Source organism: Aromatoleum evansii, from assembly GCF_012910805.1.
GTDB lineage: Bacteria > Pseudomonadota > Gammaproteobacteria > Burkholderiales > Rhodocyclaceae > Aromatoleum > Aromatoleum evansii.
On record NZ_WTVK01000022.1, the window covers coordinates 30,467 to 44,698 of the forward strand.

General features: G+C 67.2%; 13 protein-coding genes. 6 read left to right on the plus strand and 7 right to left on the minus strand.

What is annotated here, in order from left to right; translation table 11 throughout:
- The first annotated feature begins 114 nt into the window (after nucleotides 1–114).
- On the plus strand, nucleotides 115–558 hold the full coding sequence (locus GO615_RS13005) for a hypothetical protein (protein WP_169128639.1): 444 nt from the start codon (nucleotides 115–117) through the stop codon (nucleotides 556–558).
- Between the two features lie 94 nt (nucleotides 559–652).
- Here the strand turns inward: GO615_RS13005 and GO615_RS13010 are convergent, their stop codons facing one another.
- The 6 genes from GO615_RS13010 to GO615_RS13035 form a co-directional block, all read right to left on the minus strand.
- A complete protein-coding gene (locus tag GO615_RS13010; protein WP_169128641.1) occupies nucleotides 653–958 on the minus strand; it encodes a hypothetical protein in 306 nt (101 codons plus the stop codon).
- Between the two features lie 332 nt (nucleotides 959–1,290).
- Entirely contained in the window at nucleotides 1,291–1,674 is a 384-nt protein-coding gene (locus GO615_RS13015) for a putative quinol monooxygenase (protein ID WP_169128643.1), read from the minus strand.
- A gap of 181 nt (nucleotides 1,675–1,855) precedes the next feature.
- On the minus strand, nucleotides 1,856–2,503 hold the full coding sequence (locus GO615_RS13020) for a response regulator (RefSeq protein WP_169128645.1): 648 nt from the start codon (nucleotides 2,501–2,503) through the stop codon (nucleotides 1,856–1,858).
- Nucleotides 2,487–3,872, minus strand: a complete 1,386-nt coding sequence (locus GO615_RS13025) for an ATP-binding protein (RefSeq protein ID WP_169128647.1) — start codon at nucleotides 3,870–3,872, stop codon at nucleotides 2,487–2,489. The genes GO615_RS13020 and GO615_RS13025 overlap by 17 nt, the downstream gene beginning before the upstream one ends.
- Nucleotides 3,862–4,848 carry a quinoprotein relay system zinc metallohydrolase 1 gene (locus GO615_RS13030; protein WP_169128649.1) on the minus strand — a complete coding sequence of 329 codons (987 nt, stop codon included), beginning with the start codon at nucleotides 4,846–4,848 and terminating at the stop codon, nucleotides 3,862–3,864. Before GO615_RS13030 ends, GO615_RS13025 begins: the two co-directional genes overlap by 11 nt.
- Nucleotides 4,845–5,648, minus strand: coding sequence for a quinoprotein dehydrogenase-associated SoxYZ-like carrier (locus GO615_RS13035; protein WP_169128651.1), 804 nt, complete (start codon nucleotides 5,646–5,648; stop codon nucleotides 4,845–4,847). The genes GO615_RS13030 and GO615_RS13035 overlap by 4 nt, the downstream gene beginning before the upstream one ends.
- Before the next feature lie 339 nt (nucleotides 5,649–5,987).
- On the opposite strand from GO615_RS13035, the gene GO615_RS13040 reads away from it, so the two are divergent.
- Complete coding sequence (locus GO615_RS13040; protein WP_169128653.1) at nucleotides 5,988–7,784, plus strand: methanol/ethanol family PQQ-dependent dehydrogenase; 1,797 nt, start codon at nucleotides 5,988–5,990, stop codon at nucleotides 7,782–7,784.
- Between the two features lie 169 nt (nucleotides 7,785–7,953).
- Nucleotides 7,954–8,808: a cache domain-containing protein gene (locus GO615_RS13045; protein WP_339380028.1), complete on the plus strand. Its 855-nt coding sequence runs from the start codon at nucleotides 7,954–7,956 to the stop codon at nucleotides 8,806–8,808.
- A gap of 95 nt (nucleotides 8,809–8,903) precedes the next feature.
- Here GO615_RS13045 and GO615_RS13050 read toward each other — a convergent pair whose 3' ends face one another.
- Nucleotides 8,904–11,453, minus strand: coding sequence for a sensor domain-containing protein (locus GO615_RS13050; RefSeq protein WP_169128655.1), 2,550 nt, complete (start codon nucleotides 11,451–11,453; stop codon nucleotides 8,904–8,906).
- Nucleotides 11,454–11,916: 463 nt separating this feature from the next.
- Here GO615_RS13050 and GO615_RS13055 point away from each other — a divergent pair, with 463 nt between their 5' ends.
- The 3 genes from GO615_RS13055 (at nucleotide 11,917) to GO615_RS13065 (ending at nucleotide 14,225) form a co-directional block, all read left to right on the plus strand.
- Nucleotides 11,917–12,708 (plus strand): ABC transporter substrate-binding protein, encoded by a 792-nt coding sequence (locus GO615_RS13055; protein WP_169128657.1) that lies wholly within the window; start codon nucleotides 11,917–11,919, stop codon nucleotides 12,706–12,708.
- A 79-nt stretch (nucleotides 12,709–12,787) separates the two neighbouring features.
- The gene (locus GO615_RS13060; protein ID WP_169128659.1) at nucleotides 12,788–13,480 is read left to right on the plus strand and encodes an ABC transporter permease; all 693 of its coding nucleotides are present in this window, start codon (nucleotides 12,788–12,790) and stop codon (nucleotides 13,478–13,480) included.
- Between the two features lie 10 nt (nucleotides 13,481–13,490).
- A complete protein-coding gene (locus GO615_RS13065; protein WP_169128661.1) occupies nucleotides 13,491–14,225 on the plus strand; it encodes an ABC transporter permease in 735 nt (244 codons plus the stop codon).
- Nucleotides 14,226–14,232: the final 7 nt, after the last annotated feature.

The window sequence follows — 14,232 nt, forward strand, 5'->3', positions numbered from 1 at the left end:
GCGATCGGTTCGGGCAGGAGGATAATATCCGGTCGTAATGATCCGGCTTGCCGGCGCGCTGCAGCGATGCGGGCGCGCGGCGATCGGCGGTGTCATCCGTTCGGGAGAATGCACATGTACAAGAAGCTCGTGCTTGCATCGCTCGCGGCTCTCTTGCTGAGCGCGTGCGTCGTCGCGCCACCGCGCGGCGCGGTGGTCGTGGCGCCGGCACTGCCGGCGATCGTCGAGTTCGACGTGGAGCCGTATTACTATCACCGCGGCTATTACTACTACTACGAGAATTCCCGCTGGCGCTACGCGAGCTCGCGCTCGGGCCCGTGGGTGGAGCTGCCCCGCAGCCACTACCCGCGGGAAATCCGCTTCAAGGCGCGCCGGGAAGAGTGGCGCGGCGACCGCTACGAGCGCTTCGAGCGCGATGATCGGCGCCGGGATCGCGACGAGCGCCGCTGGGAACGAGAGCAGGAGCGCCGCCGCGATCGCGACGACGATCGCCGGCGCGACCGCCGGGGTGACGACGGCGATCGCCCCTGGTGGGATCGCAACGACGATAGGAATTGAGCGTCGGGGCCGGTCGGGCGTCGCCTGATCCGGCCTCATCTTCGCTGTCCGGGCCTTGTCGACCCGTTTCAGGCCGGAAGTCCGGATACCCGTTCTACCAGATGTTGCGCGGGCTCCAGCAGCGGCGCCGGCGGGCTGAGTCATTGGCCGCGGTGTCCGCACCGCGCAGACGCCGGAACAGCTCGGTGGTGACCTGCTCGACCTGTGCAGCCGTCAGGACGTCGGTGTCGAAGAGGATGGCCCCCAGCAGACGGTGGCCCTGGCCGCTCAGTTCCTCGCGGACCTGGCAGGCCAGTGCGTCGGTGAGTTGCGATTCGGTGATGAAGCCGAGCTCGATGGCGATCTGGCCGAACCGGGGGCAGTACTTCCGGGATAAATCCTTGCGCAGTGAGCTGAACATGGTCCTGGGCTGGCAGCAAAGTCACTCGTGCGGTCCGGCGTGGCGGCGGTGGGATGCCCCGCGATACGACGGAAAAGTGCCAGCATACTACAACGGCGGCATTGCGACTGGATGACGAAGCGCTAACGGGTGGCCGTCGCGCGAACCCGCGTAGGGCGGGTGGAGCGAAGCAGATCCCGCCAATCCGATGCTGCCCCGCGGTCGCTACCCGCGTGAAGTCCGCTTCAAGGCGCGCCGGGAAGAGTGGCGTGGCGACCGCTAGGAGCGCGATGATCGGCGCCGGGATCGCGACGACGATCAGCGCTGACACTTCCTTTAAGTCCGACAGGCTCCTAGGTCGGGGAGTCCTTGTCTGCGCGCGGATTCAGCACGAAGGCATTCTCCGCCGTTTCCTCGTAGGTGGTGCCGAAGCCCAGAAGGATCTCCTTCGAGCGGGCGTTCGGGTTACCCCAGCACTGGCAGGTGATCTTGTCGCAGGCGTCGATCAGGGTCGCCAGTGGCACCCTGCCTTTTTCATTGGCCAGATGCGCCTCGAACGCCGCGTCGGTTGCATAGATCTCCGTCCATTGGCTCACGCGCGGTGACGGGTAGTCGGCGTGATAGCAGATGACGCCCGGGTGCTCCAGCATTACCTTGCACAGCGCCGCCTGGTTCGTCCGGAAGTCGGCTTCCCGGCCGACCTTGATGTCCCACTGGATCTTCAGCATGAACGCCATCGTTTCCTCCTGTTCCTCAGAGCGGTTGCCGGGTGTGCTTCGTGCCCGCGGCGTATCTCCGGCGCGGCCGTTGCCTGCGGGGGAACTCCATACTAGGACAGGAACTCGCCACTCGTCGTGAAAACAGTCGCTTCGATGTTTCGCGCATTCGCTTCGTGCGGGAAGTCCGGCGGAGCGGTGTTCAGGCTTCGATCAGGCCGGAGCGCACGGCGATCAGGGCGAGTTCGGCAGCATTCGCCGCGTTGAGCTTCTGCTTGATGTGGTAGAGGTGGGTGCCGACGGTGCTGGGGCTGAGCTTGTGCGTATCGGCGACCTGGGTCACGGAATTGCCTTTCGCGAGTTCGAGGAAGACGGCGAATTCCTTGTCGGTGAGCGCGTCGGCGGGGTCGTTGCTGCCGCCGAACTGTGCGAGGGCGAGCTGCGGCGCGAGTTCGGGGTCGACGTAGCGCTGGCCGCGCGCGACCTGGGCGACGGCGCGCACCAGTTCCTGCGGCTGCGCGCGTTTGGAGAGGTAGCCGGTGGCCCCGGAGCGCAGCGCGCGCATCGGGATCTGCGAGTCCTCGTGTGCCGAGAGCATCAGCACACGGGCGCCGGGGTGGCGCGCGCGCAGGCGGTCGAGGGCGCACAGGCCGCCCAGCCCCGGCATTGTCACGTCCATCACGAGGGCGTCGGGCTGGTGTTCGCCGAATGCGGCGATCGCGGCCTCGCCGCTGTCGGCCTCGGCGACGATGGTGGCGCCGGCGCCTTCCAGCAGCATGCGGAAGCCCATGCGGACAATGGCGTGGTCGTCGGCGAGGACGAGGCGGAGGTTCTCAAGACTGTGGGCCATGGATGCTTTCCTCGGTGCGAATCTCGGGGGGATTGGAGTGCGGCAGGCGGGCGCAGACGCGCAGGCCGCCGCCGGGGGAGGTGTCGAATTCGAGTTCGCCGTGCAGTTCGGCGACGCGCTCGCGCATGCCGGTGAGGCCGTAACGGCCCGGGCGCGGGTCGGAAGGCAGGCCGCGGCCGTTGTCGCAGACCTCGAGCGCGACGGCGCCGGGCTGGAAGTCGAGCCGCACTTCGACCCGCGTGGCGCCCGAGTGGCGTGCGACGTTGGTGAGGCTTTCCTGCAACAGGCGCAGCACGGTGAGGCCCAGCGCCTCGCTGGTCGGCGCACTGGCGGGGACGGTGCGGCAGTCGACGCGGATGTCGGGGTGGTGCCCGGACCACAGGCGGCAGTAGTCGGCGACGGCGCGGTCGAGCTCGCCGGCGCCGGTGCTTGCGGGACGCAGGCGTTGCAGGATCGCGCGCACGCCGTCCTGCATCTGGCCCGTCATCGCGAGGATGGCCTGGGCGCTGCCGTGAAGCTGAGGCTGGTCGTCGCTGCGCTGCAGGATGGCGCCGGAGATCGCGCGCACCGCGGTGATGGCCTGGCCGAGTTCGTCGTGCAGCTCGCGCGCGATCACGCGGCGCTCCTCTTCGAGGCGGGCCTGCACGGCACGGGCGAAGGCCTGGTCTTCCTCGAGGCGCAGGTTGTGCGCGCGGGTGTCGTCGAGCGTGTCCGCGAGGCGGTTGTAGCTGGCGGCCAGCCGGTCGAGCTCGGCGACGCGGTAGCCGGGCAGGCGTACATCGAAGCGGCCGTCGGCGCCGCGTGCGAGGGCGGCGTCGATCTGTGCCAGCGGCGCGAGCGCGCGGTGCAGCGCGAGGCGGGCGGCCAGGGCGAGCACCAGCAGCAGCGCGAGGGCGGTGCCGAGACCGGCGGCGAGATCGTCCCAGGCGTCGAGCACGGCGCGCGAGGCGTCCGGGCGCAGCACGATCTGGCGGTCGCCGGCGTCGAAGTGGCGCACGGGCAGCGCAGGTGTCATGCGCTCGGCGAACCAGTCGGGGGCGAAGCGGCCGGGCTTGTAGGTCGATTCGGGCGACACGTAAAGGCGGGTGCCGTCGGGGGCGTGCACCTCGAGCTGGTTGGCGCGCAGCCGCCCGACCGCACGCAGGTGCGCCATCAGGCGCTCGGGGCCGTCGGCGCGGTCGCGCAGGGTCTCGGACACGAGTACCGCGACCCATTGCTGCGCGACGTGGCTGGCGGCGAGCACTTCCTCGTGGATCGACTTGCGCGTCTCGCGCACCCACCAGCCGGTGCCGGCGAGCAGCACTAGCGCGAGGACCGCGGCCAGGACGAGGCCGACACGGGTGCCGAGGGTGGTCGATCTAGCGCGCACGGGCTTTCTCCAGCACGGCCTGTTCCTCGGCCGGATACAGATGCACGACCGAGCGGCGGTATTCGCGCTCCACCTCGGCGAGGCCGTGGAAACGCTGCGGGATGGGGCGGGCGAGCATCTCGGTCATGTCGAGGCCGGACTCGGCGCCGTCGCGCATCGTGGCCGCGAGCCATTCGAGGTAGCTGCGCGTCTGGCGGATCGGTGCGTCGTCGCCCGCAGGGTCGCCGTGGCCGGGTACCCACCGTTTCACGGGAATCGTTTCGAGGCGGTCGAGGGCGGCGAGCCAGTGTGCGAGGTTCGCATGGGGCGTCGTCGCGGCGCGGTCGTGGAAGAGCAGGTCGCCCGCGAACACGGTGCCGGTTGCGTGGTCGACCACGACGAGATCTGCCGGAGTGTGGCCGTCGAGCGCGACGATCTCGATGTCGCGTCCGCCAACGCTGCGCCGGCCCGGTGCGAGCGCCTGGGCGGGCGTCACGCGCTCGGTGCCCTTCATCCAGTCGCCCGACATGCGGTAGAGGTTCTCGTTGAAGGCTTCGCCGTCCTTCTGGATGCCGCGCAGCGTCTCGGGCAGCGCCGCGAGCGTGGCGGCGGGGAAGGCCTGGTTGCCGAGGAAGTGGTCCGGGTGGTGATGGGTATTGATCGTCAGCACCACCGGCAGCGCCGTCACGCGCCGGATCGCCGCGAGCATCTGCTCGCCGTAGCGGCGCGAGGGGCCGGTGTCGATGACTATGACGCCGTCCGTGCCGACGAGGAAGCCGGTATTGACGATGTTGCCGCCGTTGGCCGGGGTGAAGTCCTCGCGCAGGCCGACGAAGACGTGCACGCCGGGCGCGATTTCGCGCGGATCGAGGCGGTAGTCGAAGTGCGCCGCGTCGGGAACCGCGGGAACGGCAGGGGGGGCGGCGGTCGAGGTCAGTGCGGGCGTCAGCGCTAGGCCGACGAGCAGCAGTGCGCGCGGCAGGGCGGGCGGCCTCATTGTGTCACCCATGCGTCGATGCGGTTGCCGTTGTTGTCGCGGCCTTGCGCACGGATGCGCTTGCCGGCGGCGGCCCCGCCGGGCATGTCGATCGTGAATAGCGGGTTCTCCGATACGGGTTCGTAGGCGCGGATGTGCATCAGCTCGGCGCCCGATTCGTCGGAGAGGGTCAGCTCCTCGATGTGGAATACCGGGATGCCGGGCGCAAGGCCGGTATCCATCGGGTGGATCACGCGCATGCGCAGGCGTTCGCCGCCGTCGATGCGCGGGAAGATGCGGCCGCTGACCTCGTTCAGGCGCTCCTGCCACTCGGGCGAGCCCGAGCCGGTCGAGGGGGCGGTGCAGCCGCCGCCGGTCGCCGTGATCCACGTGCCGCCGACGTGCCATACGCCGTCGGCAGTGCGGGCGGCGGCGCGCACCGGCGAGGATTGCTGCAGCTTGAGGCGGAAGCCGAGGGCAGGGCGCGCCTTCTTCGGCTCGAAGCGCAGCACCGCGAGGATGGGATTGAAGTCGGCGAACACGAGCACCTCCTCCACGCCGGGCAGCGCGCTCGCATCGACGGAAACCGGGACGTTGAGCGAGTCCTCGGCGATCGCAGGGGCGGCGACCTTCACGCGTGCATCAAACACCACGCGCTTGTTCGGGAAGAAGGTCTTCACCATGTCGCCCCAGCGCGCGGAGTCGAGCGGGTCCGCCGCGACCGCCTCATCGGCCGTGGCAACGGCCGGGGGGGCGGCCGGCGCCTCCGTCAAGGGGTACAGCCAAAACATCGCCAGCACGATCAGGGTCGAACTGCGCATCGGTCTCCTCCGCGGGGGCGGTCGATGCCGCCCTCCTTCTTTGTGCAACGATATCAGCAAGGGATGTGCCACGCGGCGGAGCAGCGCATCTGTGCAGGATGTCGACCGTAGTTGCTCCAAAATGGAACAGGTGCTGTCAATCAGAGCAATGAAAATCGCTAGCTGTTCCGATTGCGCCTTGAAAAAACCGTTCCTTGGGCCATGTTTCAGGAACCGGAGCGGATTTTCGCGGGGCGCGGCACGGTGGCACGCCCTTTGCGAATCCTGTAGCCGAATCCGGTCGCCCGGTCAGGGAGGCGGTTTCCAACAATACGACGAGATTCGAAAAGGAGGATTCAAATGGAGCAGATCCGGAAACGTGCAGGCTGGTCGGTCGCGGTATCCGCCCTCGCGCTGTCCCTGGCAAGCATGGGGAGCGTGCAGGCCAAGGAGGTGACCGACGCCGACATCCTCGCGGACGGCACCGGCAACACCACGCAGATCGTGACCTACGGCCTCGGCACCAAGGGGCAGCGCTTCAGCCCGCTGGCCAAGGTCAACCCGCAGACGGTGAAGAACCTCGTCCCCGTGTGGTCGTTCTCCTTCGGTGGCGAGAAGCAGCGCGGGCAGCAGTCGCAGCCGATCATCTTCGACGGCAAGATGTACGTGACCGCCTCCTACAGCCGCATCTTCGCGCTCGACGTGAAGACCGGCGAGAAGCTGTGGAAATACGAGCACCGCCTGCCCGACGGCATCATGCCGTGCTGTGACGTGATCAACCGCGGTGCCGCCATCTACGGCAACCTGGTGATCTTCGGCACGCTCGACGCGCAACTCGTCGCGCTGGACAAGGACACCGGCAAGGTCGTGTGGAAGGAGAAGATCGAAGACTACAAGGCGGGCTATTCCTTCACCGCCGCACCCCAGATCGTCAAGGGCATGGTCATCACCGGCAACTCCGGCGGCGAGTTCGGCATCGTCGGGCGCGTGGATGCGCGCGACGCGAAGACCGGCAAGCTGGTGTGGACGCGCCCGGTCGTCGAAGGCCACATGGGCTTCAAGTACGACAAGGAAGGCAAGCAGGTCGAGAACGGCATCAGCGGCACGACCAACGCGACCTGGCCGGGCGACCTGTGGAAGACCGGCGGCGCGGCACCCTGGCTGTCGGCCTATTACGATCCGGACGTGAACCTGATCTTCATCGGCACCGGCAACCCCGCGCCGTGGAACAGCTGGCTGCGCCCGGGCGACAACCTGTACTCGTCCTCCACCGTCGCGATCGACCCCGACACCGGCAAGATCGTGTGGCACTACCAGACCACGCCGCACGACGGCTGGGACTTCGACGGCGTGAACGAATTCGTGTCCTTCGAGTACAAGGATCCGAAGAGCGGCAAGATGGTGAAGGCCGGCGGCAAGGCAGACCGCAACGGCTTCTTCTTCGTCAATGACCGCACCAACGGCAAGCTGCTCAACGCCTTCCCGTTCGTCAATCGCATCGACTGGGCCAAGGGCATCGACCTGAACACCGGCCGGCCGATCTACAACGACGACAAGCGTCCGGGCAACCCCTTCACCGAAGGCGGCGGCGACGGCAAGAAGGGCGAGGTGGTGTTTAACGCACCGTCCTTCCTCGGCGGCAAGAACCAGATGCCGATGGCGTACAGCCCGAAGACCGGCTACTTCTACGTGCCGGCCAACGAGTGGGGCATGGACATCTGGAACGAGCCGGTGTCGTACAAGCGCGGCGCGGCCTACCTGGGTGCGGGCTTCACGATCAAGGCGCTCAACGAGGACTACATCGGCGCGCTGCGCGCGGTCGATCCGGTCAGCGGCAAGATCGTGTGGGAGGTGAAGAACAACGCTCCGCTGTGGGGCGGCGTGCTCACCACCGGCGGCAACCTGGTGTTCTACGGCACCCCCGAGGGCTACCTGAAGGCGGTCGACGCGACCAACGGCAAGGAGCTGTGGAAGTTCCAGACCGGTTCCGGGATCATCGCGCCCCCGATCACCTGGGAAGACGGCGGCGAGCAGTACGTCGCGGTCGTTTCGGGTTGGGGCGGTGCGGTGCCGCTGTGGGGCGGCGACGTCGCCAAGCGCGTGAACTTCCTCGAGCAGGGTGGTTCCGTGTGGGTGTTCAAGCTGCACAAGTCGTAAGCGCATCGCGGGACGGCGTCGTGCCGTCCCGCGCGCAGCCCCCCGGTTCGCCGGGGTGGCCGGCTGAGCCTGCCTGGGCCTGCCCGCTGGCGCCCGGGCGGGTTCAGCCGACCATCTCGCCAACGGTTCAAATTCCGCTTTTCCGCATATCGCCCGAAAGGATCTGCACGTGAAAAAACTCCCCCTGAAGTCGTTCGCCGCCGCGACCCTGCTTGCCCTTGCCGCGCAGTCCGCCACGGCGGTCGATCGCAGCACCCCGCGCGAAGCCCGCACGCTGTTCGAGCAGGCGGTCAAATACATGGAAGCGAACGGCCCGGAGCGCGCCTTCGCCGCCTTCAACGACCGCAGCGGCCAGTTCGTGCGCAAGGATCTGTACGTGTTCGTGATCGACGACAAGGGCGTGTACCAGGCGAGCGGCGCGGCGCCGGAGGCGCTCGTCGGCCTCACCGTGCTGAACACCACCGACGCGGCGGGCAACCCGCTGTTCCGCGAGATGATCGACAGCACGCGCGTGACCCCCGAGGCGACGGTGCGCTACATGTGGCTCAACCGCGTGACCAACAAGGTCGAGCCCAAGGTGAGCTACGTGCGCAAGATCGGCGGCTACGTGCTGGGCGTCGGCTACTCGGCTCCGCGCGCGAGCGCCGACGACGCCCGCGCGATGCTAGATCGTGCCGTCTCGCTTGCCCGCGCCGACGGCCATGCGAAGGCCGCTGCCGCCTTCAACGACCGCCGTGGCGCCTTCGTCAAGGATGACCTCTACGTGTTCATGGTGAACATCGACAACGGCAAGTTCGAGGCGATGGGCATGAATCCCGCGCTGTCGGATACCGACGCGCGCGGCTTGGCGGATGCCGAGGGACACAAGATCGTCGCCGAGATGATCGAGAAGCTGAAGTCCGCCGACGAAGCCACCGTCGATTACGTGTGGCGCAATCCCGTCACCAACCGCGTCGAGAAGAAGCGCTCCTACGTGCGGCGCGAGGGCGGCTCGCTGATTGGCGTCGGGCACTACATGGAGTAAGCACCCGGCTGCACACCGGGCGCCAGCACTCCGGGCGCCCGTGGCGGGCGAGCCACGCAGGCAGGGCAAGCTTCCGGGGAGAAGCTTGCCCTGCCTCAATTGGCCGCGTAGCCCGGCGGGTGCCGGGCCCTCCGGGCGCCTCCCGGGCCGCGCTCCAGTTGGTACCACGCCGCGGCGGCCGGGGCATCGAGCAGTCCCGCCAGCTCATCCGCCGCCATCGGGCGGCCGAACAGGTAGCCCTGGGCCTCATGGCAGCCGTGGCGGCGCAGCAGCGCCGCCTGCTCGACGGTTTCCACGCCCTCGGCGATCACCCGGTGATTGAGCGAGCGGGCGATCTGGATGACCGCGCGCGCGATCGCCCTGTCTTCCGCGTTGCTGCATACGTCGGTCACGAAGGAGCGGTCGATCTTCAGCTTGTTCAGCGGGAAGCGCTTGAGATAGGCCAGGCTCGAGTAGCCGGTGCCGAAATCGTCGATCGCGAGGCCGTAGCCGGCGCGTTTCAGCGCGTCGAGCACTTCGCGCGCCGCGTTCACGTCTTCCATGAGGGTCGATTCGGTGAGCTCGAGCTCGATCATGCCGGGCGCCACGCCGGTATCGCGCTGTACGGCAGCGAGCGTCGCGATGAGGTCCGAGCGGTAGATCTGTCTCCCCGACACGTTGATGCTCACCTGGATGGGCAGCCCCGCATCGCGCCAGCACCGCGCCTGGCGGAAGGCCTCGTGGATCACGTACTCGCCGATGGGCAGGATCAGGCCGCTTTCCTCGGCGACCGGGATGAAGCGGGCCGGGCTCACCGGCTCGCCGTCGCGCGGCGTCCAGCGCAGCAGGGCCTCGGCGCCGAATACGCGCCCGGTGCGCAGATTGACCTGCGGCTGATAGACGAGGCCGAGTTCGTCGCGCCCCAGCGCCTGCCGCAGGCGGCCGTGCAGGACCAGGCGTTCGGCCGCCTTGGCGTTCATCTTCTCGTCGAAGTAGCTGAAGGTGCCGCGGCCGCATTCCTTCGAGTGATACATCGCCGTGTCGGCCTTCTGCAGCAGGGTGTCGAAATCCCGCCCGTCGCCGGGAAAGACCGCCACCCCGATCGAACCGCCGATGCTCAGCACCTGGCCCTCGATCTCGACCGGCGCCTCCATGCAGGCCTCGATCTTGCGGGCGACGCTCACGACGTCCTCGGGGCTGGGAACGTGTTCCAGCAGGATCACGAACTCGTCGCCCCCTAGGCGGCTGATCATGTCGCTGCCGTACAGGGCATGGCGCAGGCGGTCGGCCACGGCGATCAGCAGCGCATCGCCCACCGGATGGCCGAGCGAGTCGTTCACGCGCTTGAAGTGGTCGAGGTCGAGGAACAGCAGGGCGAGGTGGTGACCGGTGTGCAGGGCATGCTCTGCGGCCTGGGCGAAGCGCTCGCGCAGCAGGCTGCGGTTGGGCAACCCCGTGAGCGCGTCGTGGCGCGCGAGGAAGCGCACGCGCTCCTCCGCCTGTCGGCGCCGCGTCACGTCCGAGAAGGCCCCGACGAAGTGCGCAACGCGCCCGGCGTCGTCGCGCACGACGGAGATCGACAGGCGTTTGGGATAGATTTCGCCGTTCTTGCGGCGGTCCCAGATCTCGCCCTCCCAGCGGTTCTCCGCCAGCAGGATCTCCCACATCCGGCGATAGAATTCGCCGTCGTGGCGCCCGGACTTGAGCAGGGCGGGCGTGCGGCCGATCACCTCCGCCGCGGCGTAGCCGGTGATGCGCGTGAAAGCCGAGTTCACGCTGATGATGCGGTTCTCCGCATCGCACATCATCAGCGCCTCGCTGCTGTTCTCGAACACCGTGCCCGCCAGTTCGAGCTGGCGCTGCTGTCGCTTGTGCGCGTCGATGTCCGAATACACCCAGATCGAACCGCCGTGGGGGCGCTGGGGGTCGAGCGGGCGGCCGATGCGGTAGCACCACATCTGCTGCCCGTCGCGCCGCTGCAGCAGCACCTCGTCCTCGCTGAAACCCTGTGCTTCGAGCCGGTGATAGAGGCGGATGCCGTTCTCGCGCCAGTCGCGGTTCGACGGGTAGAGCATCGCGGTCTTCTGGCCGACCAGGTCCTGCGGTCCCGCATAGCCGAAGAGCTCCGCCATGCGCGGATTGCAGCGCAGGATCACGCGATCCTGGATATAGGCGATGCCGACGTGCGCGTTGTCGAAGATCACGCGCTGCTCGTCCAGCAGCTCCTGCAGGCGGCGCTCCGCCTCCTTGCGCTCGGTGATGTCCTGCAGGGTCTCGATCGCCCCGATCACGCAGCCGCGCTCGTTGCGGATCGGCGCCGCGGTGAAATGCAGCCACATCCCGCCCTCGCCGAGGTGGGGGAAGAAGTCCTCCGCCTCGTAGCTGCCGGGGATGCTCTTCGACGGCCGATATTTGCCCGCGTAGTACGACGGGATGAGCATCTCGATGCATCCCGAGGCGACCAGGTCGGCCATGACGGGACGGCGCTCGGCGTAGAAGGGGCGCCACTGCTCCGTCGTGCCGACGATCTCTTCCGCGGATACGCCCAGCATCAGCTCGCACGCATGGTTCCAGTAGCGGACGCGGTGCTCGCCGTCTATGACGAAGGTTGCCACCGGCGAACCGTTGACCAGTTCGCCGACTCTTGTCTCCAGAATTTGAACCATCTCGGATCGGGGTAAGTCAGTTGTTTTATAGGAATTATTTATGGGGTTATATAACGAACAGCTTACTGGCAACTTGCAGTCCGAGGCCAGCAAGTTGCGTACCTCCCTCATCTCGCCGTGAAACCCGCGAATTCAACGGCTTTTTCCGGGACAGTCGCGACCGTGGTGACAGTTTTGCGACATTTGCTATCAGCTTTGCCCCCTCCCGCGCGGACGCCGCGCCTGCGGATGTGCCGGATTGACAAGGTGAGAGCCTTGTAGCAATGAGGCTTTGCGCGGATTGGCGATTTCGCCGCGCAAACATACTGCGCTGCAAAAACGGTGGAGAGCCCTCATTGAGGTGCGGGGGATTTTTTGCCACCATGCGCAGCGTTTCCTGTTGTTGATCCTATGTTGTCGTGGTCTTTCCTGCGCCCCGACCCCGGGCGCGAAGCCGCTGTGAAGAACTCATGAGGAATTCCGGATGAAAAAGACTGCACTGATCTTCGCCATGCTCGCCCTGACCGCGGGCGGCGCCTTCGCAAAGGACTGGAAGGAGATCCGCCTGGCGTCCGAGGGCGCCTACCCCCCGTTCAACATCACCGCCGCCGACGGTTCGCTGCAGGGCTTCGATGTCGATATCGGCAACGCGCTGTGCGCCGAGATGAAGGCCAAGTGCACGTGGGTGAAACAGGAATGGGACGGCATGATCCCCGCGCTGGTCGCGCGCAAGTTCGACGCGATCATCGCGTCGATGTCGATCACCGATGAGCGCAAGGCCAAGGTCGATTTCACCGACAAGTACTACGCCTCGCCGCTGGCGCTGATCGCCAAGAGCGGCTCGCCGCTGCGTCCCGACACCGCCTCGCTGAAGGGCAAGAAGGTCGGCGTGCAGCGCGGCACCGTGTCGGACAACTTCGCCACCAAGTACTGGGAAGGCAAGGGTCCGGAGCTGGTCCGTTACGCCAAGCAGGATGAAGCCTACCTCGACCTGAAGTCGGGCCGTCTGGATGCGGCGTTCGCCGACTACCTCGAAGCCTACGGCGGCTTCCTCACCAAGCCCGAGGGCCAGGGCTACGACGTCGCCGGCGATCGCCTGTTCGGCAAGAACGCCGAAGAGAAGGGCGTGATCGGCGAGGGCATCGGCATCGCCGTGCGCAAGAAGGACAAGGAGCTGACCGCGCAGCTCAACAAGGCGCTCGCCGCCATCCGCGCCAACGGCAAGTACGAGGAAATCCGCAAGAAGTACTTCCCGATGGACATCTACGGCAACTGATCGCCGCCAGGAAAGAAGCGCCGGATTGCACCCGCAAGCGGCGCTTTTTCTTTTCCCGTTTTCCCGGAGTCAGTGAGCGATGGATGCCCTGATCGAATACTCCCCCAGCCTGCTCGGCGGCGCGTGGGTCACCCTCAAGGTGGCGCTGCTGTCGCTGGTGCTGGCGGTCGCCAGCGGCCTGTTGGGGGCCGCGTGCAAGCTGTCGAACCTGCTGCCGCTGCGCCTGTGGACCATGCTCTACACGACGATCGTGCGCGGCGTGCCCGATCTCGTGATGATGCTGCTGGTGTTCTACGGCGGCCAGCTGCTGCTCAACGAGGTCATCGATTACTTCGAGTGGGAGTTCATCGAGATCAACCCCTTCGTCGCCGGCGTGCTGACGATCGGCTTCATCTTCGGCGCCTACTTCACCGAAACCTTCCGCGGCGCCTTCCTCTCCGTGTCCGCGGGCCAGCTCGAGGCCGGGCGCGCCTACGGCATGACCGGCTGGCAGGTGTTCCGCCGGATCATGTTTCCGCAAATGTTGCGCTTTGCGCTGCCCGGCATCGGCAACAACTGGCTCGTGTTGCTGAAGAGCACCGCCATCGTCTCGATGATCGGCCTCTCCGACATGACCTCGCTCGCCGACCAGGCGGGCCGCTCGACGCATCAGCCCTTCACCTTCTACCTCGCCGTGTGCGCGCTCTACCTCGCGATGACGGCGGTGTCGGGCTACGTCCTCAACCGGATGACCACGCGCTACAACGTGGGCGTGCGCGAAGCCAACGTCTGACGGAGCCATCATGGAACTGTTCGATTTCCAGGTCATCACCACCAGCCTGCCGGAGTTCTGGCGCGGCCTGCTGATGACGCTGCAGCTCACCGGCATCGCGCTGCTGGCCGGCTTCGCCGGCGCCGTGCCGCTGGCCGTGGCGCGCGTGTCGAAGAACCGCTGGGTGAGCGGCCCGGTCGCGGCCTACACCTACTTCTTCCGCGGCACGCCGATGCTCGTGCAACTGCTGCTGATCTACTACGGCGCCGGCCAGTGGCAGTGGATGCAGGAGGCGTGGCAGGCGGGCCATCCCTTCTGGCTGCTGTTCCGCGAACCCTTCTTCTGCGCGCTGCTCGCCTTCGGCCTCAACACCTGCGCCTACACCATCGAGATCATCGCCGGCGCGATGCGCAACACGCCCCACGGCGAGATCGAGGCCGCCAAGGCGATGGGCATGAGCCGCTACAAGGCGCTGCAGCGCATCGTGCTGCCGTCGTCGCTGCGCCGCATGCTGCCCTCGTACAGCAACGAGGTGATCCTGATGCTGCAGGGCTCGGCGATCGCCAGCGCGGTGACGCTGGTCGACATCACCGGCGCCGCGCGCAACGTGTACTCGCGCCATTTCGCACCCTTCGAGGCCTTCGTCTTCGCCGGCCTCGTCTACCTCGTGCTCACCTTCGTGCTGGTCGGGCTGTTCAAGTACGCCGAGGGCCGTTGGCTCGCGCATCTCGCGCCGCGCAAGGCCGGAAAGAAACTGGAGGCATAATGATGAA